The sequence below is a fragment of the Streptomyces purpurascens genome (assembly GCF_045040895.1).
GTDB lineage: Bacteria > Actinomycetota > Actinomycetes > Streptomycetales > Streptomycetaceae > Streptomyces > Streptomyces purpurascens.
The window spans coordinates 1,063,192-1,086,563 of the sequence record NZ_CP108341.1 but is presented as its reverse complement, the minus strand read 5'-3'; the positions used below and the strand labels follow the sequence as shown (position 1 = coordinate 1,086,563).

Here is a 23,372-nt window from a genome sequence, read left to right as displayed (position 1 = left end):
AACCAGGGGGGACACCCTTCATGCACGCAGACCTCTCCCGCTCCACGTTCCGGCCGGAGCGGCACTACTCGGCGGTCGTCGCCCAGCAGGGCCGCGTCCAGCTCGACGCCGACCTCAACGAGCAGACCGCGATCCAGCTCCACCAGGCCCGCAGCCTCGCCGCCGACCTGATCGGACCGCACGGCGGGCCGCGCGACGCCGCCGGCTTCCGCATCGAGTACGTGGGCGGCAAGCACGAGATCGACACCCTCGTCGTCCACGGCGGCCGCTACTACGTCGACGGCATCCTGTGCGACGCCGACCGCCCGGCGGCCGGGGTGCCCGTCACCGACGAGGAGAGCGAGGAGTCCGCGCCGGAGCCGCCCGCGCAGTGGACCTACTGGGATCAGCCGGATGCCTTCCGCGACCCGGAGAAGCCCGGCGACCGGCTGCCCTCGCCCGCCCAGACGCCGTTCCTCGTCTACCTGAACGTATGGGAGCGTTCGGTCAACGCGGCCGAGGACCCCGCGCTGCGCGAGGTCGCCCTCGGCGCCGCCATGCCCGACACCGCCGCCCGCCTCAAGGTCGTCTGGCAGGTACTGCCGCTGTCCCTCACTCAGCTGGAGATCGAGGAGACCGACCCCTCCAAGGAGGTCGTCCGCGCCGCCTTCACCCGCTGGGCACAGCGCCAGTCGGCCCCCTCGGCCCGGCTCGCCGCCCGCAGCGAGCGGCCCGACCACGCGGATGAGGACCCGTGCCTGGTCAAGCCGGACGCCCGCTACCGCGGCCCGGAGAACCAGCTGTACCGGGTGGAGGTCCACGCGGGCGGCGAGGCGAAGGACGCCACCTTCAAGTGGTCCCGCGAGAACGGCTCCGTCGTCTTCCCCGTCGACGAACTCGACGGCACCTGGGTGCAGTTGGCGTCCCTCGGCCACGACGACAAGCTGGACCTGGACGTCGGCGACCACGTCGAGTTCACCGACACCGCCTACGCCTCCCGCCTGGAGCCCCTGCCGCTGCTGCGCGTCGAGGAACTGGACCTGCCCGGCCGCCGCGTCCGCCTCTCGGCCGAACCGGACCCGGGCGTCGGACGGCTCGCGCACCTGAACCCGTACCTGCGCCGCTGGGACCACCGAGGCGGACCCAAGCGCAAGGGCCGCAGCACCGACCTGCGCGGCGGCGCGATCCCCGTCACCGAGGGGGAGTGGCTGCCCCTGGAGGACGGCGTCGAGGTGTACTTCGCCAAGGGCGGCGCCTACCGCACCGGCGACCACTGGATCGTGCCCGCCCGCACCGCCACCGGCGGCGTCGAATGGCCGGTCGACCCGGCCCGCCGCCCGCTGCTCCAGGGGCCGGCCGGTATCGCCCGGCACTTCGCCCCGCTGGCCCTGATCAAGGGCGAGGGCAGCGCGGTCGACCTGCGCCTGGCGTTCGGCCCGCTGGCGAGCAGCATGCCGGCCGCCGACGAGGCGACGCTCGCCGCGGAAGAACAGGCCCGCCGCGAGGAGCTGGCCGCCGAGGACCCCTCACAGGGGAGGTCCCAGACCACAGCGGAGGCGGAAGCCGCCGTGGAAGGAGACAACTGATGGCCAAGCCGCTCAGCGCGTCGAAGCTGGTGGAGATCCTGCGGGCCGAGGGCGTGACCGTCCACGAGGTCCGCAGCTGGCGCACCCACAACCGCAACAGCAAGGGCCCCTGGGGCCCGGTGAACGGCGTGATGATCCACCACACCGTCACCTCCGGCACCGCCGCCTCCGTCGACATCTGCTACGACGGCTACTCGAACCTGCCCGGCCCGCTGTGCCATGGCGTCATCGACAAGAAGGGCCATGTGCACCTGGTCGGCAACGGCCGGGCCAACCACGCCGGTCTCGGCGACAGCGATGTCCTGCGCGCTGTGATCAACGAGTCGAAGCTGCCGGGCGACAACGAGGCCGACACCGACGGCAACCGGCACTTCTACGGCTTCGAGTGCATCAACCTCGGCAACGGCAAGGACCCTTGGCCCGAGGCGCAGAAGGAGGCCATCGAGAAGGTGTCGGCGGCGATCTGCCGCCACCACGGCTGGTCCGAGCGCTCCGTCATCGGCCACAAGGAGTGGCAGCCGGGCAAGGTGGACCCGCGCGGCTTCACCATGGACGGCATGCGCAAGCGCATCTCCGACCGGCTGAAGGGCGCCGGGGGCAGCACCAAGCCGGACCCGGACCCCAAGCCCGCGCCCAAGCCGTCCTACGAGCCGTTCCCGGGCGCCGCGTTCTTCCACGTCGGGCAGCGCTCCCCGATCATCACGGCGATGGGCCGCCGTCTGGTGGCCGAGGGCTGCAGCCGCTACGAGGAGGGGCCGAGCCCCGACTGGTCCGAGGCCGACCGCCGGTCCTACGCGCTCTGGCAGCAGAAGCAGGGCTTTTCCGGCAAGGACGCCGACGGCATCCCCGGCAAGCTCACCTGGGACCGGCTGAAGGTGCCCCGGTCCGGGAAGTGAGAGCGTGCGCCCCTCCCCGCGGAGGGGCGCACCACCGTCACCAGCGGGGGAGCAGCCGCTCGTACTCCGGCTGGAAGCGCCGCATGTAGCCGGTGTCGTCCCGGCCGCGCATCCCCGACTCGACGTACCGCCGGTGCAGCCGGTCGAGCTGGTCGTGGTCGAGCTCCACACCGAGACCCGGACCGGTGGGCACCTTGACCTCCCCGTCGCGCAGCTCCAGCACGCCCGGCACGATCACGTCGTCCGCCGAGTTCCACGGGTAGTGCGTGTCGCACGAGTGGTCGAGGTTGGGGATGGCCGCGCCGACATGGGTCATCGCGGCGAGGCTGATGCCCAGGTGCGAGTTGGAGTGCATCGACAGGGCGAGCCCGAACGCCTCGCAGACGGCGGCCAGTTCACGGGTGCGACGCAGTCCGCCCCAGTAGTGGTGGTCGGTGAGCAGGACCTGGATCGCGTTCTGCTCGACGGCCGGCTTCAGATGCTCCCAGGCGATCACGCACATGTTGGTCGCGAGCGGCATGGGCGAGTCCTTCGCCACCTCCGCCATGCCCTCGATGCCCTTGGCCGGGTCCTCCAGGTACTCCAGGACGCCGTCGAGTTCACGGGCGACGTACTTCGACGTCTCCACCGTCCACGCCGTGTTGGGGTCGAGACGCAGCGGCTGCCCGGGGAAGGCCTCCGCCAGCGCCCGGATCGCGGCGATCTCCTCGTCGGGCGGGAAGACGCCGCCCTTGAGCTTGAACGACTTGAAGCCGTAGCGCTCCTGCATCAGCCGGGCCTGCTCCACGATCCCGGCCGGGTCCAGGGCCGCGCCCCAGTCGTCGGTGATGGCCGGACGGCCGTCGAGCGCGGGGTGCTCGGCCCACTTGTAGAACAGGTACGCGGCGAACGGCACCGCGTCGCGGACCGTGCCGCCGAGCAGGTCGCTGACCGGGCGGCCGAGCAGCTTGCCCTGGGCGTCGAGGCAGGCCACCTCGATCGCCGAGGTGGTCCAGCCGCGCTCGTGGGAGCTGGGCACGGTCGGCAGCAGGGCCGCGTCGATCGCGGCGGCGACGGCCGTGGTGTCGAAGACGTCCATGCCGACGACCGTCCGCGCTGCGATGTGCAGCCGCTCCAGGCGGGCCGTGCCGCCCGGGGACTCGCCGAGGCCCACCGTGCCGTCCTCCAGCACCAGCTGGAGGATGATCCGCAGGGCGAGCGGCTCGTGCACACCGTTGGAGTTGAGCAGCGGCGGGTCGCCGAACGCGATCGGGGTGACGATCAGCTCGCGGATACGCGTGGAGCTCATGCGCCGGCCACCTCCAGTCCGTGGTCGAGGAGTTTCGCGAGCCGGGCGAGATGCTCCGGCTCCGGATCGAGCAGCGGCGCCCGTACGCCGCCGACGTCCAGGCCGCGCAGGGTCACCCCGGCCTTGACGAGCGAAACGGCGTAGCCGGGGACCTCGTCGCGCAGGGCGACCAGCGGGCCGTAGAACTCGTCGAGGAGCCGGTTGACCAGGGTGTCGTCGCCGTCGGCGAGGGCCCGGTGGAAGGCCAGGGCGATCTCCGGGGCGAAGGCGAACACCGCCGAGGAGTACAGCTCGACGCCGATGCCCTGGTAGGCGGGCGCGGTCATCTCGGCGGTGGGCAGGCCGTTGAAGAACTGGAAGTCCTCCGTGCCCGGCACGGCACGCACCGCGCGGACGATGCGGTGCATCCGCTCGATGTCCCCGATGCCGTCCTTGAGTCCGACGACCCCGGGCAGGGAGGCGATCTCGGCGGCCGTGTCCGCGGTGAGCCGGGCGGTGCCCCGCTGGTAGAAGATGACGGGCAGCCCCGTCGCGGCGGTGACCTCCCGGACGTACCGCACGAGACCCTGCTGCGGGGCGCTGACCAGGTAGGGCGGCAGCAGCAGGATGCCGTCGGCGCCGGCCCGTTCGACGCGGGCGGCCTGGTCCCGGGCGACCACCGGCGGGCCGCCGGCCGCGGCCAGGACCGGCACTCGTCCGGCGGTCGTCCTCACGGCGATCCGGGTGGCCCGCTCGATCTCCTCGGTCGACAGCGCGTGGAACTCGCCGGTGCCGCAGGCGACGAACACACCTCCCGCGCCTGCGGCGACACCGGACTCGATGTGCTGGGCCAGCCGTTCCTCGTCCAGTGAGCCGTCCGCCGTGAACGGCGTGACCGGGAAGAACAGCACTCCGTGGAACTTCATGTCTCCCTCATACGTGGGGGGTGGGGGTGGTCAGCCCTTGGTGGCGCCGGCGGCGATGCCGGTGACCAGCGAGCGCTGAAGGAGCAGATAGACGATCAGACTGGGGATCAGGGCGATGACCGCACCGGCCAGCACCACCCCGGAGCCGACCTCGGGGTCGGTGCGCAGGATGGACAGGGCGACGGTGACCGTGTAGTCGGTGGGGTCCTTGGCGGCGATCAGGGGCAGCAGGTACTGGTCCCAGATCATGATGAAGCCGAGCACCCCGGCCACGCCGAGCGCGGGCTTGCACAGCGGCAGGATGACCTGCCACAGCATCCGCAGCTCGCCCACGCCGTCGATACGGGCGGCCTCCTCGATCTCGGCGGGGATGTCCTTCATGAACTCGGTGAGCACCATCACCGAGAAGCCCCAGGCGCCGAGCGGCAGGATCACACCCCAGACGGTGCCTTTGAGGTCGATGCCGACCACGGGCACATGCCCGAGGACCAGGGACAGCGGGATGGCGATGACCTCCTCGGGGAGCATCATCGTCAGCATGAACAGGGTCAGGATCAGGGCCTGCCCACGGAAGCGGTGCCGGGCCAGGGCGTACGCGGCGAGCGTGCAGACGGCGAGCTGGAGCAGCAGTCCGCCGCCCGCGATGACCAGGGAGTTGCCGAAGTAGTCCCAGATGCCGCGCTCGCCCGCCACGTTGAAGTTCAGCAGGGTCGGGTGGTGGGGGAGGAACGACAGGGTGGAGCCGCTGGCCTTCTCGCTGAAGGAACCGGAGAAGATCGTCAGGAACGGCGCCGCGAAGACGCCCAGGGCGAGCAGGCAGAGCAGGACGCGCAGCGCCCAGGCGGGTCCCGGCCGGTCGCTCCAGCCGAGGGCGGTGTCGAAACGGGCCGGGGTGGTGCGCTGCTTTCCGGCGGACCTGCCCGCGGGAGAGGCGGTCACCGGGGTCCGGACGGGGTCGATGGCGGGAGCGCTCATCTCACGTCTCCCCTCTTGCGGAGGTAGTTGACCGTGACGGTGAGCAGCAGCGTCACGCAGAGCAGAACCACGGAGGCGGCCGAGGCGCCGCCGATGTCGTTACGGGTGAAGCCGAGGGTGTAGGCGCGGGTCATCCACACATCGGTGGATCCGGCCGGGCCGCCGCCGGTGAGGACGTACACCTCGGTGAAGACGCGCAGCCCGCGGATGGCGGCGAGGGTGAGGACGATGCCGAGGGCGGGCCGGATCGCGGGCAGTGTGATGTGCCGCAGCCGCTGCCACAGCGAGACACCGTCCATCGCGGCGGCCTCGTACAACGAGCGGTCCACGCCGGCCAGTCCGGCGAGGATGATCACCATGTTGTACGGGGCGAGCATCCAGATGCCCATGGCCATCGTCGCCCACAGCGCGGTGTCGGGATTGTCCAGGTAGGGCACGGGCCCCAGTCCGAACAGCCCCAGACCACTGTTGATCAGGCCGTCGGAGGTCGGGTAGTACATCAGCCGCCACATCTCGCCCACCACCGCGGTGGCGGTGACGACGGGCAGGAACACGGCGGTACGGATGATCTTCAGCGAACGGGCCTGTCCCTCCAGCAGCAGCGCCAGCGCGGAGCCGACGGCGATCCCGCCGAGGGACATCCCGACGCCGAGGAGCAGGGTGTGGCCGATGGCGTCCTGGAAGCGGTGGTCGGTCAGGACCCGGGTGTAGTTGTCGAGGCCGACCCACTTGTCACCGAGGAAGGGCCGTACGTCGAAGAAGCTCAGCCAGACGCCCTTGCCCATGGGGAGGAACTTGAAGACGAGGGCGAGGAGCAGGCCCGGGGCGAGGAACAGCCAGGGCAGTACGGCCCTCTTGCCGAGGATCCGGGCTCTGCGCGGCCCGGGAGTCGTCACGGTCGCGGTCATTTCAACAGGTCCTGGTCCTTGAGGTCACCGGCGAGGGTGTCGTTGAGTTCCTTCAGGCCGGAGCGGACGTCGCTGCCGCAGTACGTGAAGATCGCGTTGAGCGCGTCGGCGGTGTCCTGCTTGATCGGGGCGAAGTCGGGCGCGTTGGGGAACTGCACCGAGGCCGTCTCGTACGCCTTCTGCACGACACTCCAGCGGGGGTCGTTGCGCACCTTGGAGGCGTCCAGCGTGGAGTTGACGGGGATACGCACCACGGGCTGGTGGTCGCCGGTCATGGCGAGTGTCTGGCCCTCGGGGGAGACGAGGAAGGCGGCGAGCGTCTGCTCCTGCTTCGCCTTGCCGGTCTTGGCGCCGAAGTAGACGTTCTCGCCGTCGGCCAGCACGTTGTTGTTTCCGGCCGGGCCGGTGGGCGCGGGCAGGACCTCGTACTTGTCCTTGCCGAGCGCCTGGTCGAACGTGGAGATGTTGTACGGGCCGGTGAGGTACATCCCGGCGTTGCCGTCCTGGAAGTTGGTGGTGTTCGCGGTGACGGAGGTCAGGGCGCTGGGCTGGATGACACCGCTGTCGCCGCAGAAGAGGTTCTTCTTCATCCAGGTGACGGTGCGCAGGGCCGCCGCCGAGTCCATGGCGGGCCGGTAGCCCGTGCCCTCCTTCTCGAGGATCCGCACGCCGCCCTGCCACAGCCAGCTGGAGCCCCACCAGGCGGCATAGCCGTTCTGGGCGCTGCCGGGGACCACCATGCCGTACGTGTCCTTCTTGCCGTCCCCGTCCGGGTCGCGGGTGGCGAAGGCCTTGGCGAGGGCGAGGGTGTCCTGCCAGGTCTTCGGCTGCGGCAGGCCGAGCTTCTCCCGCCAGTCCTTGCGGACGAACAGCGTCATCGCCTGACGGGAGTACGGGATGCCGTAGTGCCGGCCGTCGCGGCCCACGGTGGAGGACCAGGACTTGGCGGTGATCTCGTCATGTCCGGCGATCGAGTCCGGGGTGACGGGCTTGAGCAGGCCCTGGGCCTGGTAGCTGCCCATCAGGGCCGTGTCGTTGATCATGACGTCCGGCAGGTCCTTGGTGGACGCGCGGCTCTGGAGTTGCTGGTCGAAGTTCATGACCGGCTGGTAGTCGATCTTGATGCCGGTCTTCTTGGTGAAGGCGGCGAACACCCTCTGATAGGTCTGGGCGGACTCCGGATCGCTCCGGGTCCACACCTCCAGCGTGTTCGGATCGCCGGCCCGGGCGCTGCCGGAACCGGAGCCGCAGGCGGCCGTTCCGAACAGGAGCCCCGAGACGGCGAGCGCGGCAGCCAGGCGGCGCCCGCGGCGGAGCCGCATGTCGATGCAGCGTCGGCGATCCCGCATGGGTGGTTCTCCGTTCATATCCGTGAACTCACTTCACGAATCTAAATGATCGGCCAAGCTACGGATCGTTTCATCGCCATGTCAATACATGGCCGAAAGATTTCACCGAGGCCATACGGTGCGGGATGTGCGGCCGGAGAACGACGAAGGCCCCGACCGGATGATCCGGTCGGGGCCTTCGGGGCAGGGGGTGTCAGGCCTGGCGTTCTGCCTGCTCGGCGTTCTTCTTCTTGATGCGGGCCGATTCCTTGCGGACCTCCGCCTGGGTGGCGCGCTCCCGCTCCAGCCACTCGGGGCCTTCCTGCTTCAGTGTCTCGATCTGCTCGGTGGTGAGGGGCTCGGTGACACCGGCGCGGGCGAGCCCCGCGATGGAGACCCCGAGCTTCGCCGCGACCACCGGGCGCGGGTGCGGGCCGTTGTGCCGCAGGTCCTGAAGCCACTGCGGCGGGTTCGCCTGGAGCTCGTTCAGCTCGGCGCGCGAGACGACACCCTCCTGGAACTCGGCGGGTGTGGCCTCGAGGTACACACCCAGCTTCTTCGCCGCGGTGGCGGGCTTCATCGTCTGGGTGCTCTGGTGCGACGTCATGGCGTCCAGGGTATCGACCATGTGCACGACCCCTGACCACGCCCGGTAACCTGGCCCGGTGACAGGCTCGGATGTTTCTCCCTCGTTCCGGCTCGTATACGTCCACGGGGTGATGCCCGACAAGTGGGTGCGTATCTGGAACGAGCGGCAGCCCGATGTCCCGCTGGCCCTGACGCAGGTGGCCGCCGGGGCGGTGGCCGAGCGGCTGCTGGACGGGGACGCCGACGCGGGTCTGGTCCGGCTGCCCGTGGACCGGACGGTCTTCAGCGCGATCCCTCTCTACACCGAGCAGACGGTCGTCGTGGTGCCCAAGGACCACCTGGTCACGGCGGTCGACGAGGTGTCCCCGGAGGACCTGGCCGACGACATCGTGCTGCACCCCCTCGACGACGTCCTCGACTGGGACACCCTCCCCGGACGGCCCGCCGTCGAACGCCCCGCCACCACGGCCGACGCCATCGAACTCGTCGCTGCAGGGATCGGCGTTCTCGTCGTGCCCCTGTCGCTCGCCCGTCTCCACCACCGCAAGGACCTCACGCACCGCCCCCTCAAGGACGCCCCCGAGTCGAGCGTGGCACTGGCCTGGCCCCAGGACACGACGACGGACCAGGTCGAGGACTTCATCGGCATCGTCCGAGGCCGCACGGTCAACAGCACCCGGGGCCGCAAGCAGCCGGACGAGTCCGCGGCCACCGACCGGGGCGGCGCCCGGCGTAAGCCGGTGCCAGGGAAGTCGGCGGCCGGGAGGTCCGCGGGTGCGAAGCGCAGCGGCAAGAGCGGGCGCGGCGCCCCCAAGGGCGGCGACAGGCGCGGCAAGCCCCGCCGCCGCTCCTAGTCCAGGGGCCCGCCGCAGGAGTGCGAACCCCGGACCGCCGTCGGCTCAGCCGGCCGTCGGAGTCGGCTGCGGCGCCCCGTAGGACGGGTTGGGGGCGACCGTCTGCAGGTCCTTCAGGTTCTCGGGAATCGGCAGGACCCGGACCGGCGCACCCCCCTGCGGAGGCGGGGGCGTCGTCTGGTCCTGGGGCAGTTTGGGCGGGGCGGTGATCTGGAAGCTGACCTGCTCGTGGTTGATCAGTCCGGTCTTCTCCAGGACGGTGATGTGGTCGAGCACGGTGTCGTTGGTTGTGTCGGCGAGCTCCCGCACGAGGCTGTTCCGGGTGGTCGCCCGGATCTTGGCGATCGTCGGGAAGATGCCCCCGTGCGCGATGCGCATGAGGGTCACGGCCGTGGAGTCGAACTCCTTGCCGGAGCTGCCTTCCGCCGTCGCCACGAAGTTCTGCTGCTGCGGCGACGCCTCGTTCGGCAGGGTGATGCCCAGGTCCGTGGAGACCTTGCGGCAGCCCGCGTCGAGGCGGCCGTGCCCCACCAGCAGGTGCTCCGCGACCTCCTTCATCTCCGGCTCCGTGCTCCGCTCCATGATCATCTGCCCCAGCGGGTACTCCCACAGGCCGGCCGCGCGCACCTTCACCACGAAGTCGCGGTCCGACTCGGTCAGCGGACCCCACTGGGTGTTGGCGATGATGCGGTCCTGGCCGGAAGCGGTGTTCTGCACGCCCAGCATGCTCGGGTAAGCGAGCGCGGTGAGCGTAAGGATCATCGCACCGCCCACGAACGCGGTTCCTGCCGTGCTGCGCGAGATGCGCATCGTGCCTCCTGGGATATGAACGGCCCAACACCGAGAAGTACGGATGCCGGACGCGAAACAATCACCCCTACCGCAAAAAAGTTCCGGATGTGACGGGGCCCGGTGCCGGAACCGCACAGCACCGGGCCCACCCGAACGTTGCTCGGTCCGCTCAGGGTTGGTAGGAGGCCGCTCCCGCCGTGCTCACCACCTTGTCCCCGTCGGCCCTGCTCAGCGGCCCGGCCGTGACCCACGCGTCCACCGTGGACCGCACCCGCGCCACCAGTGCCCCCTTGTTCCGGAAGGGCGCCCCGGCCCAGACCTCGTCCAGCAGCGTGGTGCCGTCGGCCTTCGCCGGGTTGGCGACGCCCGAGTCCCGGCCGCCGAAGACGACCCTCGGCTCCTGGCGCCGGAAGTAGGCGTGCGTCGGATCCTCCGTCCCCTCGGAGAACGGCGCCCACTCGGTCCCGCCCAGCGTGAAGTGGAGCGGCTTGCCCGGCACCGGCGTGAGGGAGGCGGTCAGGTCGCCCGACAGTCCGGCGTTGCGGTACAGCCCGACCTTCAGGAACTCCGTCGCGGATGCGCGGGCGACCAGGTTGACCGGGCCGTGGAACAGGGTCTGCAGGGACGGGTCGTCGAGGGCCTTCTCCACCCTCGTCCGGAACGGCAGGGTGACCCGGACGGTGTCGCCCGCCCGCCAGGTCCGGGTCACGGCGAAGTAGCTCCCCGGCGTCGGAGTGCCAGGCACCGCACTCCCGTTGACGGTCACCCGGAACCCGGCCCTCGCCCAGGACGGCACGCGCAGCCGCAGCGTGAAGGAGGCGCGGGCACCGCCGAAGGTGAGGGTGCTGCCCTGCTCCCGGGGATAGCCGGTGGTCTGTGTGACCGTCACGCCCTTCTCGGCCCAGGTCAGCGTGGACGGGCTGTACAGATTGACGTACAGGGCGCTGCCGTCGGACTTCGCGAAGTACACCGAGTCCTGGTACTTCGTGGCGCTCTCCATGCCGGTGCCCTCGCAGCAGGTCGTGCCCTGCTTGGGTGTGTAGTCACGGACATGACCGGGCGTCAGCCCGATGAAGTACGTGACGAGCGGCTTCTCCGCGTCCGGCTTGTCCTGCTTGGAGCCGAGCACCTGGTTGTACAGGGCCCGCTCGTAGTAGTCCATGTACTTCGGGTCCTGCGCGTGGAAGAACAGGGTCCGGCTCAGCTTGAGCATGTTGTACGCGCAGCAGCTCTCGGCGGTGGTCGCGCTCAGGGTGCCCGCGATCACGTCCCGGGCCTTCCAGAACTCCGCGGTGCTGGTGCCGCCGATGCCGTACATCCGGTGCGGGACGACCATGTCCCAGAAGTTCTTCGCCGAGGTGAGATAGCGCTCCTCGCCCGTCTCGTCGTACAGCCGGACGTACCCGGTGAAGATCGGGATGTGCTGGTTGGCGTGCAGCCCGTCGAGGATGTCGGTGTTCGCGGCGCAGGCGTCGATCAGCCGGTCCAGGTCGAACAGCTTGGCCAGCGCGAGGTGTTCGGCCTTGCCGGTGATCGTGTGCAGATCGCAGATCGCCTCCACGATGCCGCCGAACTCCCCGCTGGAGAAGATCCCCCACATCCGCTGGAGTGTGGCCTCCGGCAGCCTGGACAGCCGGGAGTGCATCCAGTCGCACATGCCGGACGCGAGGTCCAGCGCCCGGTCGTCGTCCGTGGCGGTGTACGCGTCGAGCAGACCCTTGAGGATCTTGTGCGCGGTGTAGTACGGCGCCCACACCTTCGTGTAGTCGGGAGAGGTCCGCGACTCCAGGTCGATGAACTGCGTCTCCGGGTACGCCGCGAGGAACCCGGGGTGGCTGGGCCCGCCCCAGGTGCGGCGCAGGGTGGCGGTCAGGCCGCGGCCGGAGGCGTCCGCGAAGGTCCCGCCGGCCGTCTCGTCGAAGGCGTACGACGCCAGGTCGCCCCGGCCCGTCGAGGCGTCGGCGGCCCGGCGGCCCTGCAACTCGGTGATCTCGGCGGCCGTCAGCGCGCGCGAGAAGACGTTGAACTCCTCGAAGGCGCCCGCGAAGACGGGGTCGGCGGAGTAGTTCGAGCGGCCGAGCCAGTTGTTCTTCAGCGTGCCGAGAGCCGCCGGGGTGAGGCTCATCGCGGTGTTCCGGGCGACGGCGGTGCCGTTGACGTAGAGGGTGCCGGTGCCGCCCGCGATCGTCACCGCCAGATGACTCCACTGGTTCAGCGGCAGCGCGGCCGTGCCGTCGAGGCTCTGCTCGCCTCCCGCTCCTGACGTGGTGACGGCGAAGCGCGGTACCCCGGTCTGGTTGCGGGCGGCCAGGTACAGATAGCGCGTGGTGTCGTTGCCGAAGTCGAAGACGCGGGTCCAGTTGGCGTCGTGCGTGGGCCGCACCCAGACGGAGAGGGTGACGGCCGAGGTCCCGCCGAGCGCGGCGGCCGGCAGATCCACGTACTGGTAGGAGCCCCGTACCTGGTCCGCTGCGGTCCCGAACTTCCCGGCGACGCTCAGCACCGCCGGCTCACGGCGCAGCGCCGCCCGCACCTCGGTCAGCGCCCCGACCATGGTGCCGATCCGGTCGGCGAACACCTGCTCCTTCGTGCTCCGGTACGCCTGCGCCAGCATGGTCAGGAAGTGACCGGTGTAGTGCCCGCGCAGATTGCCGTTGGCCTCGCCGTCCAGGCCCTCCCAGCCCCCCGGGGCGACCGCGCCGCCCGTGGCCAGACCGGCGTTGGCGCGGAACACCTGGAGCAGCCGGTTCACGTCGTAGCCGCGTGCGTGGTCCAGCATCAACTGCCGTTTGTCGGCGAAGACGCCCCGGCCGAGGCTGACGTCCTCCAGCCCGAACGGCCGTACGGTCCAGGCGGCCGGGGTGTCGGCGGCGGCCGTGGGGGCGGCGACGGCCCGGCCTGTCGCCGCCTCGGAGAGCGCGGGTACGGCCGCGGCGAGGGTCGCTGCCTGGAGAAGGGTTCGTCTGGAGAGGGGCCGTGCCATGTGTGCTCCTCCACGGGGCCAACGGGTCCAGGGACTCGACGTATTCGACATATCGAACGTCGTACGAGTGATCGACCAGACCCTAGGGAGGGGACGGGGGAGCGTCAACGGGTCGGGAGAGGTGAGTTCAGGACAGGCCTGCCGAGCGGACCAGCCAGTCGAACGCCGCCTGTGCCGTGAACTCCTCCTGGCCGCCCCGCAGGAGCAGTCCGGCGGTGGCGAACTCCGGGGCGTCCGCCTGCGTCGGGACGTACGGGATCGCGATGCACCGCATCCCCGCCGCGTGCGCGGCGGCGGCGCCGGGGGCGGCGTCCTCCAGCACCACGCAGCCGGCCGGGTCCGCCCCGAGCCGGCGGGCCGCTTCCAGGAAGACGTCGGGAGCGGGCTTGCCGTGCGCGACCTCGTCCGCCGAGACGACGGTCCGCAGGCTGGCGTCCAGGCCCGTGCCGCTCAGGACCGCCTCGATGGCCTCGGGGGAGGACCCCGAGGCCACCGCCATGGGCACGTCCTCGGCCGCCAGCCGCTCGACGAACCTGCGCATTTCGGGGTAGGCGCGCGTGGAGCTGCGGGCGAGCTCGAGATAGCGGCGGTTCTTGACGGTGAACAGCTCCTCCACGGAAGCCCGCAGACCGTACCGCTCCCTCCAGTCCGCGACCGTCTCCTGCGTGCTGATGCCCACGTACCGCTCGTGGTCCGCCCAGCTGAAGTCGGGGACGCCGTGCTCGGCGAGGGTCTGCCGGCCCGCCTCGTAGTAGTTGGGCTCGCTGTCCACGAGAGTTCCGTCGAGATCGAAGATGACCGATATGCCGCCGAGATTGCTCATGGTGTCAGCATGTCAAAGACCATGATCCAGGGATCCCGAGGGGGTCAGGCCCGGGCCGCGCGACCGATCGACTCCACCAGCGGCAGCAGCCGGTGGGAGACGCGCTCCCGCAGGGCGATCTCGGTGCGGGTGCGGACGACCCCGGGCAGGCTGATCAGCTTCTGCACGACGTCCTCCAGATGCGCGTTGTCCCGCGCCACGACCCGGGTCAGCAGATCCCCGCCGCCCGTGATGGAGAACGCCTCGACGATCTCCGGCACCGCGGCCAGCGCGTCGCCCACCTCGTCGAGATGGCCCTGGGTGACCTCGATGTGCACGAACGCGAGCACCGGATGTCCGAGCGCGGCGGGGGAGAGGCCCGGTGCCGTGCCGGTGATCACGCCGTCTCGCTCCAGCCGGTCGAGCCGGGCCTGGAGCGTGCCCCGCGCGACGCCGAGGATACGGGCGTATTCGCGCACGCTCGTGCGCGGCTGCTCCAGCAGCAGCCGCAGGATGCGGGTGTCGAGCTCGTCCACGGGCATGCCGCGCCCTCCTCGTCCGTCGGGCTCTGCCGCGGCCGCGTTCTGACCGCTGTGCGCTGTACCAATGGCTCAGTCTAGAAGGAGTCAGTCGAGCCAGTGGTGTCCGGGATGCTCATATGGAGGCATCGATGGCGCCGCGGACCCCGCGGTGCCTTTTTCATGCTTTCCCATGCCGGCCTGCGCGGGGTCATCGAGACCGCCGGCCGGCGCGGCAGCCGGGTACGGCCGGCGCCCGCCACGACCGGGCGGGACTGCGCTGCGACGCATCCGCCACCGCGCCAGTCCCCCTGCTCAACGCCCTTGTGAGTACGACCAGTCGAGCGCGACCGCCGGTGCCGCGTCCTCCTCGAACGGATGGTTCGCGACCCTGTCACGGATGGAGCGAGGCCCGACGCCGTACACCTTGCGGAACGCCTTGTTGAAGGTCTGCAGGTCGGTGAAACCCACCATGGGGGCGACGGACTTGACCGACAGCGCCGTACGCGTCAGCAGGTGGTGGGCTCGGTGCATGCGGCGGTTTCTGATGTGGGCCACAACGGTGGTGCCGAGTTGCGCGCGAAAGAGTCGCGTGAGGTGGTTGTGGGACAGGCCGACCCCCCGGGCGAGCGACGCGACGCTCATGGGCTCGCTGAGGTGCGCCTCGATGTGGGAGAGAGCTGCGCGCACCGAGGGGTGAAGACCGGAGGCGTCGTCGTAGCGCGAGGACTGTCGGGCCGACAGGAGGGAGAGCATGCTCCACAGTTCGGCGCGTGCGAGCTGAGGCAGACGGGACCTGGCTTCCAGGGCGGTCTGGAACCGGTCGCGAATGCGGGGCAGGTCGGCGCCGCAGTCCAGCATGGCGGGGAGCTTCGGACAGTCCTCGCCGGCTTGGGCAGACAGCCGGACATGAGCGAAAAGGTGGCGGGACTCCCCCTGGTAGCGGTAGCGCGTGGCGACGCCCGGGGGCACCAGGCTGACGCGCCCCGGAGCGATCGGAATGACGGTGCCGCACACCTCCAGTTCGCCCGTGTATCCGTAGAGGTGGAGTGACCACAGGTCGGGCAGGCACCAGTCGTCGACCTGGCGGTCGACGCCGTGCAGACCGATGCCCAGGTCCGCGATGACCGGCGGTTGCGTGAGCGGCACCCTCCAGGTGATCGTCGAATTCCGGTCCGGCATGCCGGGACCGTACATCGGGGCGTGGGCGCTCGGCCAGACCAGCGCCACCGGTAGATCCAGAGGGTGAGAACGGACCAGCGATATCCACTCCTGACCATTGGTTCCTGTCTCCCGAGAGATCTACGTTCACCCGGAACCGACCAGGACGGCCCAGCCGAGGTGATGTCGCCATGACCCAAAGACCGGAAACGACGGGCCCTTTCCTGCCCACCGTGGAATCGCTGTCGACGTTCGAGTGCCCGGAGTGGTTCCGCGACGCCAAGCTGGGAATCTGGTCGCACTGGGGACCGCAGTCCGTGCCGCGCTACGGCGACTGGTACGCCCGCAACATGTACATCGAGGGGACCGACCAGTACCGCTACCACGTACGGACCTACGGTCATCCGTCGAAGTTCGGCTACAAGGACCTGGTCGCGCGGTGGAAGGCGGAGAGGTTCGATCCGGACGAGCTGTCTGACCTGTATGTCCGGGCCGGCGCCCGCTACCTCGTCGCCCTTGCCTCCCACCACGACAACTTCCTCAACTATCCCTCCCGACTGCACCGTTGGAACTCGGCGGAGGTCGGGCCGGGCAAGGACGTCGTCGGACTGTGGAGCGCGGCGGCGCAGGCGCGGGGGTTGCGCTTCGGGTTGTCCGAACACCTCGGGGCCGCGTTCAGCTGGTGGTCGGTGAACAAGGGCGCGGACGCCACCGGACCCTACGCGGGTGTTCCCTACGACGGCACGGATCCGTCCTTCGAGGACCTCTACCTGTCCAACGCCGAGCACTTCGTCCCGGGGCGGCGCACCGACCCGGTTGCGCCCTGGTACACCGCCAACCCCGGCTGGCACGGACGGTGGCTGGACCTGGTCACCGAGATGATCGACCGGTACCAGCCCGACCTGCTCTACTCCGACGGGGCACCGCCCTTCGGCGTCCACGGCATGCGGGCTGGTCTGCGAGCGGCCGCGCACCTGTACAACACCAGCGCGGCCCGCCACGGTGGCCGCAACCAGGCCGTCTACACCCAGAAGGAACGGTGGTCGGAAGTCCGCCGGATCGGCGTGCTGGACGTGGAACGCAGTCAGGAACCGGCGCTCTCGCCCGTGCCGTGGCAGACCGACACCTGTCTGGGCGGCTGGTTCTACGACGTGCGCGCCGTCTACAAGAGCCCTGCCCACGTGGTCGAACTGCTCGTCGACGTCGTCGCGAAGAACGGCAGCCTGCTGCTGAACGTCCCCCAACTGCCCGACGGGACCCTCGACGAGGAGTGTCGCCATGTGCTGAAGGAACTGGCCGGCTGGATGGACGTGTGCGGGAAGGGGATTCACGGCTCCCGGCCTTTCGGACCGGGCGTCGAAGGTCCCAGTGGTGTCGTCGTGGACGGCTTCCGCGAGGAGCGGGTCGCCTGGACCGACGCCGACTACCGTCTCACCCGGCGTGACGACACGGTCTACGTCTTCCAGATGGCCTGGCCCGAGGACCGGCGGTCGATCATCCACAGTCTCGGTCCGCAGACCGCGATCACCTCCGTCCGGCTCCTGGGCGCGGGACCCGTCGAGTACCACCAGATCTACCCGGGAGGTGAGCTGGTGGTCGAACTTCCCGAGCGCCCTCCGACGCCCTACGTCAACTGCCTGGCGATCGAGGTGCGATGACCATGCGCCCTCTCACGCGAAGAAGAGTGCTGCGCGCGGGTGCCGCGCTCGGGGCGTCGGCGGCGATCGCCGGGAGCACTGCCGCCTGCGGTGCCTCCCGGCGCAGGGACGAGCTGGTCTTCGGCTTCCACGGCGACACCGTCTCCATCGGCATATTCCGGCAGATCGTCGCCCTCTACCGCCGGAAGAACCCCGGCAGCCGGATCAGCTACACCTACGCCGACCCCTCGGGCTTCTTCCGGCGGCTGCCGCTGATGTTCCGTGCCGGTACCGCGCCCGACGTGATGATCGTGGCCGAGAGCTGGGTGTCCGGACTGAGTGAGCTGAACGCCTACGCCGACCTCGCGTCGTTCATCCGGCGCGACGGTGTCGACGAGGGGCAGTGGGTGCCCGGTGCGCTGAACCCGGCCCGGATCGGCGACCAGGTGCTCTGCCTGCCGTTGGTCGTCTACCCCAAGGGCGTCACGTACAACAAGACCCTGCTGGACAAGCTCGGTATCGGCCCGCCGCAGGACGGCTGGCGCGAGCGCGACTTCGTGGAGATGGCCACGGAGGCGACATCCGGCTCCGGCACCAGCCGCACCTGGGGCATGCGCAACGGGTTCGCCGACCCGCTGATCTACGACGTCCCCACCGTCCACGGCGGTCTTCCCTTCGACCCGGTCACCAGGAAGATGACCGCCACGGACGACCGCATGGCCTCCTCGTTCCGGCTCATGTACGACCTGGTCCGCACCCGCCGTGTGATGCCCGCGGCCGGACGCGCCCAGTACGCGGCGGGATTCTCCAGCGGCCTGTTCGCGATGGACACATTCCTCGGGTACTCCCTCACCAGCCTCAACCAGCAGATCGGCGACCGGTTCGAGTGGGGCGTCGCGCCGTACCCGAAGGAATGGAGAGGCACCTTTCAGAGCAACAACGTGGCGATCTTCGAGGGGTCGAAGCGCAAGCAGGAGGCCTGGCACTTCGCCCGCTTCATGGCCACCGACCCCGACGCCCAGCGTCTCCTGGGACCGCTCGGCACCCCCGCGCTGCGGACAGCCTTCAAAGGATGGCGACGGAGCCTGTCCGCCTCCGACCGGGCGCTGCCCTGGGACCACATGATCGAGGGCATGGGGCAGCAGGTCGTGGCCTTCCAGGGCGGCCTGTTCAACAAGGTCTGGGACCTGCTGAAGCAACAGGTGGAGGCCATGGAGGCGCGGGGGGTCCCGGTCGACGAGGTACTTCGGGTGCTGCAGGAACGGGGCACACAGATCCTGCGTGCCTGAGTACCGGTGGAGTGAGCGGAGAGATGATCGTGACGAGACACTGGCGGAGGCTGCGGCACTCGGAGTCCGCCGCTTTCTGGCTGTTCCTGACGCCCTGGTTCGTGGGCTTGCTCGGCCTCACCCTCGGGCCCATGCTGTTCTCGCTGTACGCGGCCTTCACCCGGTGGAACGGGGTCGCCGCGCCGGAGTGGATCGGGTTGCAGAACTTCCGGGTGCTGTTCACCACAGACCTGGACTTCTGGCCCTCGCTAGGGCACACCTTCCTCTACGCCGGGGCCCGAGTGGTCCTGGGCACCGTGGTGGCTCTGGCTCTCGCGGCCATGGTCAACACCCCCATCATCGGCCGTACGTTCTTCAGGACGGCGTTCTTCCTGCCGGCCATCGTCACCGGCGTGCCGCTGTTCGTGGTCTGGCAGTGGATGTTCGATCCCCAGGCCGGGATCCTCAACTACCTGCTGGGCACGGTGGGCATCGACGGCCCCGACTGGCTCGGGAGCAGCACGTGGGCGATACCCGCCCTGGTCTTCATGAGCCTCACCGCGACCGGGGGCGCGATGATCATCTTTCTCGCGGGGCTTCAGGACGTCCCCGTGGAGCTGCGTGATGCGGCCCTCGTGGACGGCGCCGGCTGGTGGCAGCGGTTCATCCGGATCACCGTGCCGCTGCTGTCCCCGGTCATCCTGTTCAACGTGATCATGGGCCTGATCTCCTCGCTCCAGGTGTTCGCGGAGCCCTATGTGATGACCGCCGGCGGACCGGAGCACACCACCTACTTCCTCGGCCTGTACCTCTTCAACGAAGCGTTCTCCTACTCGAACGTCGGCTACGCCTCCGCGCTCGCCTGGGTGCAGTTCCTGATCGTCCTGGTGCTCACGGTCGTCGTGCTGCGGTTCGCCCGCCGCCACGTCCACTACCTCGGCTCCTGAAAGGCGACCGGCCCGTGCCCGACACACACGCACCCTCCACCACCCTCCGGCTGGCCGTCACCCGTGGCCGCGTGGCGCTCGTCCCGCTCTATGTCCCCCTGTGCATCGCTGCCTTCTTCTTCATCCTGCCCTTCCTGTGGATGCTCTCCGGTGCCTTCAAGGACGCCAGTGAGATCGCCGCCTACCCCCCGCGGCTGTTGCCGGACAACCTCGACGGCCGGAACTTCTCCGCCTCCGCCGCCGGGGTGTCCATGTGGCGGTACTTCGGCAACTCGCTGTTCGTGGCCGTCGTCTCCACCGTCGGGACCCTGGTGTGCTCCTCCATGGCCGCCTTCGCCTTCGCCCACCTGCGTTCACGCGCCCGCCGCCCGCTCTTCGCGACGCTGCTCGCCACGATGATGCTGCCGCCGTTCATCACCCTCATCCCGTCCTACGCGATCTACCAGGAGCTCGGCTGGCTCGACAGCTATCTCCCGCTGACCGTGCCGAGCTTCCTGGGGGTGGGCTGCGCCTTCTACATCTTCCTGCTGCGCCAGTTCTTCCTCGGCATCCCCAAGGAGCTCTTCGAGGCGGCCCGCATCGACGGCGCGGGACGGCTGCGCCAGTTCGTCGCCATCGCGCTGCCCCTGTCCAGGCCCGCCCTGGTCACTGTCGGCCTCTTCCAGTTCGTCGCCTCCTGGAACGACTTCTTCGGACCTCTGATCTTCCTCACCGACGCCTCGAAATTCACCCTGCCTGTGGCCATCAACTTCTTCCAGAGTCTGTACGCCGCCGACTACGGCAGGTTGCTGGCCGTCAGCTGTGTCACCGTCGCTCCGGTGATCCTGCTGTTCCTGATCGCGCAGAAGTTCTTCGTCCAGGGCATCGCCACGACAGGTGGCAAGACGTGAAGCAGACGCCGGCCGAACGGGATGGTTCGCCGTCAGATCTCGCCCGCTCGGGCGCCGTGGTCACCGGCGCGATGCCGGGCCGGTCGACCGCCCGAGCGGCTGCCACCCCGCGGCCGCCCGGCCCGCTTGGACTTGTCGCGCGGTGACCCTGCCGCTGCCCACTGAGCGTCGGGTCATCCGATCACTGGCTCAACGTCCTTTACTTGACGCCCCGTTGACAGCCTTTGGCGGCCAACTGGACCATCAGACATCCGATGAATGGGAGCCGCTCGTGAGTACGTATGCAAGACGTCAGGTTCTGGGTGCCGCGGCGGGTGTGACAGCCGTGGCCGCTCTTCCCCTCGCCCTGGGCACCCAGGCGCAGGCCGCGGAGCCGGCCGCCGGGCAGGCGGGGCAGTGGGTCCCCGTCCCCGACCCGGTACCCGTCCCGCTCGACGCCCTCTTCGACAACGACGGCATCGACACCGCCACCGCACGCGGCGGCGACTTCGACGGCTCGGGCTACACGTTCCCGGGTGAGGAACTCCCCTCCGGCCGGGTCAAGGTCGACGGCGTCCTCTTCCTCTTCTCTTCGTCCGCCGCGGGCACCAAGAACAACGTGGTCGCGCTCGGCCAGCGCATCGAGCTGCCCAAGGGCCGCTATCTGTCCGCCCTGTTCCTCGCGGCGGGCAGCTACGGCAACGCCTCCGGTGCGGCCACCGTGCACTATGCGGACGGTTCGACCACGACCGCCGGACTCGGCGGCTCCGACTGGTTCTCGGCGGGCGGCTCACTGTCGGCCGCGTACCGCTACAAGCCGGACGGCACCAAGGACGAGCATCGCGTCGGGATCGGCACGTCGGAGGTCTGGATCGACCCTCGGCGGGAGGCGATAGCTCTCACGCTGCCGAAGACCAACCCGGCGGAGGCCGGCAAGTCGTCCCTGCACGTCTTCGCGCTCTCCCTCCAGCCGGTCGCCCAGGGGCGGGCGCTGGCCCTGCGGGACGCGCACTCCACGAACTCGCTGCTGGAGTCCACGGGCGCGCAGAGCGTCGAGGCCACCGTCGTCAACGCGGGCACGGTCGCCGTCCTGGCGGCCGACGGCGTGGCCGTGGGCGTAGACGTGCCCGGCGCCCGCACCGTCGAGCCCGCCCGCGTCCGCCGCCTCGACCCCGGTGAGCAGGCCCGCGTCCGCGTCGGCATCCGCAACCGCACCGGCACCACGCCCGGCACCACGCGGGACGGCACGGTGACCGTCAGCGGACGGGGCGGGCAAATCACCTCCAGGGAGGGCAAGTTGACCCTCGGCGTCGCCGACTACCAGCCCACCGACGCTTCGCTCACCGGTCATCAGGCGCCGTACTGGTTCCAGGGCGCCAAGTTCGGCATCTTCATCCACTGGGGCGTCTACTCGGTGCCCGCCTGGTCGCCCGTCGGCAAGCAGTACGCCGAGTGGTACTGGAACCACATGCAGGACCCGGCGAACGCCGTGTACGCCTACCACCGGGAGAAGTACGGCGAGGACTTCGCGTACGACGACTTCATTCCCCGGTTCACCGCGGAGAGGTTCGACCCCAGGGCGTGGGTGGAGTTGTTCCGGGACGCGGGCGCGCAGTACCACGTGCTGACGTCGAAACACCATGAGGGCTTCGCCCTGTGGGACACGAAGGTCTCCGACCGCAACTCCGTGAAGATGGGGCCGCGGCGGGACCTGATCAAGGAACTCTTCGACGCCTCCAGGCGCTACACGCCCGAACTCCACCGCGGCCTGTACTTCTCCATGCCCGAGTGGTTCAACCCCGACAACCCGTGGATGGGCCACGCCCCGCGCAACCCGTACACCCTTCAGCCGGAGACGTACAACGGCTACACCTCGGGCAAGGATTTTGTGCGGGACTATCAGGCCCCGCAGATGCTGGAGCTGATCCACGGCTACGACCCGCAGCTCATCTGGTGCGACATCGGCGGTGCCAACGACAGTCTCCATGTGCTCGCGGAGTACTTCAACCACGCCAAGAACCGCCGCCGGCCCATCGAGGTGACCGTCAACGACCGCTCGGGCATCGGCTTCCGCGACTTCACGACCCCCGAATACACGACGTACGAGAACACGGTCGTCGCGAAGTGGGAGTCCAGCCGCGGCCTCGACCCCTTCAGCTACGGCTACAACCAGGCGACGCCCGACGACGCCTACATGACGACCGAGGAGGTCGTGCACAGCCTCGTCGACATCGTCTCCAAGAACGGCAACTTCCTGCTCGACATCGGGCCACGCGCCGACGGCACCATCCCGGAGATCATGCAGACACGGCTGCGCGAGACGGGCCGCTGGCTGCGGACCAACGGAGAGGCGATCTACGACACGACGTACTGGTCGCGCATGGCGCAGCTGGGCGAGGACCTGCGGTTCACGGTCCGGCAGAACGAAGCGTTCTACATCCACTCGCTGGCCCGGCCGGGCGCGAAGCTCACCGTCGAGGCCCCGGTGCCGATCCGCAACGGCGACAAGGTGACGATGCTCGGCCACGACCGCCCGCTGACCTGGACCGTCAGCAACGGCTCCCTCGTGATCGACGTTCCCGAGGCGGCCCGCACCGCGGGACGGTACGTGTGGGTGTTCAAGGTGGAGTGGCACGGCTGAAGTTCCCCGTGACCGTGGGCAGCGGGTGGTTGTGCTGCGGGGGCGAGGTCCGGAGTCGGTCAGTGCCGTGGCTGCTCCCCGCGCCCGCGGGAGGGTAAGCAGTCGGTCCGCCAGTCAGGTCGGTGTCCATGGGTGGTCGGTTCACGGCCGATGGAAGGCGGGCGGCGTCCAGAGCCCGGTGCAGTAGGCCACACGCGGACCGGCGGATGGGCGGACTCTGATCCATTGGCAGTCCATCGGTCGACATCAGGGCTGACTCACTGTGCCATTGGCACAGTCAATGGCGCGACAGTTGAGCCAGTGGGGCCGGAGGTGGTTGTCTTTGTTGTATCCATGTACTTGTGGCGCCGCGTAGCGCCGGACGGCGACGAGGCCGGGTCCGGACCGCGGTGCCTCAGTCGTGCCTGCTTGTCGTCCGCCACCCGGGACGACCGTGGGCAGGACGCG

Annotated in this window: 19 protein-coding genes; 8 read left to right on the top strand and 11 right to left on the bottom strand. The window is 69.8% G+C overall.

Translation table 11 applies throughout. The features are described from left to right. Positions 1-20 precede the first annotated feature (20 nt). Both OHU35_RS04980 and OHU35_RS04975 read left to right on the top strand, forming a co-directional pair. The gene (locus tag OHU35_RS04980) at positions 21-1,565 is read left to right on the top strand and encodes a DUF6519 domain-containing protein (protein ID WP_189724184.1); all 1,545 of its coding nucleotides are present in this window, start codon (positions 21-23) and stop codon (positions 1,563-1,565) included. Continuing rightward, positions 1,565-2,461, top strand: coding sequence for a peptidoglycan-binding protein (locus OHU35_RS04975; RefSeq protein WP_189724183.1), 897 nt, complete (start codon positions 1,565-1,567; stop codon positions 2,459-2,461). The genes OHU35_RS04980 and OHU35_RS04975 overlap by 1 nt, the downstream gene beginning before the upstream one ends. 37 nt (positions 2,462-2,498) lie before the next feature. Here the strand turns inward: OHU35_RS04975 and OHU35_RS04970 are convergent, their stop codons facing one another. The 6 genes from OHU35_RS04970 to OHU35_RS04945 form a co-directional block, all read right to left on the bottom strand. Further along, a complete protein-coding gene (locus OHU35_RS04970; RefSeq protein WP_405504847.1) occupies positions 2,499-3,749 on the bottom strand; it encodes a glucarate dehydratase family protein in 1,251 nt (416 codons plus the stop codon). After that, the gene (locus OHU35_RS04965; protein ID WP_405504845.1) at positions 3,746-4,654 is read right to left on the bottom strand and encodes a 5-dehydro-4-deoxyglucarate dehydratase; all 909 of its coding nucleotides are present in this window, start codon (positions 4,652-4,654) and stop codon (positions 3,746-3,748) included. The genes OHU35_RS04970 and OHU35_RS04965 overlap by 4 nt, the downstream gene beginning before the upstream one ends. Positions 4,655-4,684: 30 nt before the next feature. Continuing rightward, positions 4,685-5,629: a carbohydrate ABC transporter permease gene (locus OHU35_RS04960; protein ID WP_189724180.1), complete on the bottom strand. Its 945-nt coding sequence runs from the start codon at positions 5,627-5,629 to the stop codon at positions 4,685-4,687. After that, complete coding sequence (locus OHU35_RS04955; RefSeq protein WP_189724179.1) at positions 5,626-6,537, bottom strand: carbohydrate ABC transporter permease; 912 nt, start codon at positions 6,535-6,537, stop codon at positions 5,626-5,628. Before OHU35_RS04955 ends, OHU35_RS04960 begins: the two co-directional genes overlap by 4 nt. Then, positions 6,534-7,886 (bottom strand): sugar ABC transporter substrate-binding protein, encoded by a 1,353-nt coding sequence (locus OHU35_RS04950; protein WP_229872931.1) that lies wholly within the window; start codon positions 7,884-7,886, stop codon positions 6,534-6,536. Before OHU35_RS04950 ends, OHU35_RS04955 begins: the two co-directional genes overlap by 4 nt. Before the next feature lie 193 nt (positions 7,887-8,079). Continuing rightward, positions 8,080-8,472: a DUF5997 family protein gene (locus OHU35_RS04945; protein WP_229872930.1), complete on the bottom strand. Its 393-nt coding sequence runs from the start codon at positions 8,470-8,472 to the stop codon at positions 8,080-8,082. A 58-nt stretch (positions 8,473-8,530) separates the two neighbouring features. Between OHU35_RS04945 and OHU35_RS04940 the strand changes: the two genes are divergently transcribed. Continuing rightward, positions 8,531-9,307 (top strand): LysR family substrate-binding domain-containing protein, encoded by a 777-nt coding sequence (locus OHU35_RS04940; protein ID WP_405504841.1) that lies wholly within the window; start codon positions 8,531-8,533, stop codon positions 9,305-9,307. Between the two features lie 45 nt (positions 9,308-9,352). Here OHU35_RS04940 and OHU35_RS04935 read toward each other — a convergent pair whose 3' ends face one another. The 5 genes from OHU35_RS04935 to OHU35_RS04915 all read right to left on the bottom strand — a co-directional run bounded on the left by OHU35_RS04935 (position 9,353) and on the right by OHU35_RS04915 (position 15,584). Continuing rightward, the gene (locus OHU35_RS04935; protein WP_189724176.1) at positions 9,353-10,117 is read right to left on the bottom strand and encodes a DUF4142 domain-containing protein; all 765 of its coding nucleotides are present in this window, start codon (positions 10,115-10,117) and stop codon (positions 9,353-9,355) included. Between the two features lie 151 nt (positions 10,118-10,268). Next, entirely contained in the window at positions 10,269-13,082 is a 2,814-nt protein-coding gene (locus tag OHU35_RS04930) for a beta-L-arabinofuranosidase domain-containing protein (RefSeq protein ID WP_405504839.1), read from the bottom strand. 127 nt (positions 13,083-13,209) lie between these two features. After that, a complete protein-coding gene (locus OHU35_RS04925; RefSeq protein ID WP_405504837.1) occupies positions 13,210-13,905 on the bottom strand; it encodes an HAD family hydrolase in 696 nt (231 codons plus the stop codon). 44 nt (positions 13,906-13,949) lie between these two features. Continuing rightward, positions 13,950-14,426 carry an Lrp/AsnC family transcriptional regulator gene (locus OHU35_RS04920; RefSeq protein ID WP_189724173.1) on the bottom strand — a complete coding sequence of 159 codons (477 nt, stop codon included), beginning with the start codon at positions 14,424-14,426 and terminating at the stop codon, positions 13,950-13,952. Between the two features lie 291 nt (positions 14,427-14,717). After that, a complete protein-coding gene (locus OHU35_RS04915) occupies positions 14,718-15,584 on the bottom strand; it encodes an AraC family transcriptional regulator (protein ID WP_189724172.1) in 867 nt (288 codons plus the stop codon). A 170-nt stretch (positions 15,585-15,754) separates the two neighbouring features. On the opposite strand from OHU35_RS04915, the gene OHU35_RS04910 reads away from it, so the two are divergent. The 5 genes from OHU35_RS04910 (at position 15,755) to OHU35_RS04890 (ending at position 22,925) form a co-directional block, all read left to right on the top strand. Beyond that, positions 15,755-17,221 carry an alpha-L-fucosidase gene (locus OHU35_RS04910; protein ID WP_405504835.1) on the top strand — a complete coding sequence of 489 codons (1,467 nt, stop codon included), beginning with the start codon at positions 15,755-15,757 and terminating at the stop codon, positions 17,219-17,221. Between the two features lie 2 nt (positions 17,222-17,223). Continuing rightward, entirely contained in the window at positions 17,224-18,489 is a 1,266-nt protein-coding gene (locus tag OHU35_RS04905) for an ABC transporter substrate-binding protein (protein WP_189724170.1), read from the top strand. 23 nt (positions 18,490-18,512) lie between these two features. Then, positions 18,513-19,415, top strand: coding sequence for a carbohydrate ABC transporter permease (locus OHU35_RS04900; RefSeq protein WP_189724169.1), 903 nt, complete (start codon positions 18,513-18,515; stop codon positions 19,413-19,415). A 14-nt stretch (positions 19,416-19,429) separates the two neighbouring features. After that, positions 19,430-20,305 carry a carbohydrate ABC transporter permease gene (locus OHU35_RS04895; protein WP_189724168.1) on the top strand — a complete coding sequence of 292 codons (876 nt, stop codon included), beginning with the start codon at positions 19,430-19,432 and terminating at the stop codon, positions 20,303-20,305. Positions 20,306-20,576: 271 nt separating this feature from the next. Then, positions 20,577-22,925, top strand: coding sequence for an alpha-L-fucosidase (locus OHU35_RS04890; protein ID WP_405504832.1), 2,349 nt, complete (start codon positions 20,577-20,579; stop codon positions 22,923-22,925). Positions 22,926-23,372 lie beyond the last annotated feature (447 nt).

Coding starts and splice junctions, on each gene's coding strand:
- OHU35_RS04965 (WP_405504845.1), bottom strand. CDS start 4,654: ATGAAGTTCCACGGAGTGCTGTTCTTCCCGGTCACGCCGTTCACGGCG.
- OHU35_RS04945 (WP_229872930.1), bottom strand. CDS start 8,472: ATGACGTCGCACCAGAGCACCCAGACGATGAAGCCCGCCACCGCGGCG.
- OHU35_RS04930 (WP_405504839.1), bottom strand. CDS start 13,082: ATGGCACGGCCCCTCTCCAGACGAACCCTTCTCCAGGCAGCGACCCTC.
- OHU35_RS04980 (WP_189724184.1), top strand. CDS start 21: ATGCACGCAGACCTCTCCCGCTCCACGTTCCGGCCGGAGCGGCACTAC.
- OHU35_RS04970 (WP_405504847.1), bottom strand. CDS start 3,749: ATGAGCTCCACGCGTATCCGCGAGCTGATCGTCACCCCGATCGCGTTC.
- OHU35_RS04955 (WP_189724179.1), bottom strand. CDS start 6,537: ATGACCGCGACCGTGACGACTCCCGGGCCGCGCAGAGCCCGGATCCTC.
- OHU35_RS04950 (WP_229872931.1), bottom strand. CDS start 7,886: ATGCGGGATCGCCGACGCTGCATCGACATGCGGCTCCGCCGCGGGCGC.
- OHU35_RS04935 (WP_189724176.1), bottom strand. CDS start 10,117: ATGCGCATCTCGCGCAGCACGGCAGGAACCGCGTTCGTGGGCGGTGCG.
- OHU35_RS04900 (WP_189724169.1), top strand. CDS start 18,513: ATGATCGTGACGAGACACTGGCGGAGGCTGCGGCACTCGGAGTCCGCC.
- OHU35_RS04960 (WP_189724180.1), bottom strand. CDS start 5,629: ATGAGCGCTCCCGCCATCGACCCCGTCCGGACCCCGGTGACCGCCTCT.
- OHU35_RS04925 (WP_405504837.1), bottom strand. CDS start 13,905: ATGAGCAATCTCGGCGGCATATCGGTCATCTTCGATCTCGACGGAACT.
- OHU35_RS04915 (WP_189724172.1), bottom strand. CDS start 15,584: ATGCCGGACCGGAATTCGACGATCACCTGGAGGGTGCCGCTCACGCAA.
- OHU35_RS04910 (WP_405504835.1), top strand. CDS start 15,755: ATGACCCAAAGACCGGAAACGACGGGCCCTTTCCTGCCCACCGTGGAA.
- OHU35_RS04905 (WP_189724170.1), top strand. CDS start 17,224: ATGCGCCCTCTCACGCGAAGAAGAGTGCTGCGCGCGGGTGCCGCGCTC.
- OHU35_RS04975 (WP_189724183.1), top strand. CDS start 1,565: ATGGCCAAGCCGCTCAGCGCGTCGAAGCTGGTGGAGATCCTGCGGGCC.
- OHU35_RS04920 (WP_189724173.1), bottom strand. CDS start 14,426: ATGCCCGTGGACGAGCTCGACACCCGCATCCTGCGGCTGCTGCTGGAG.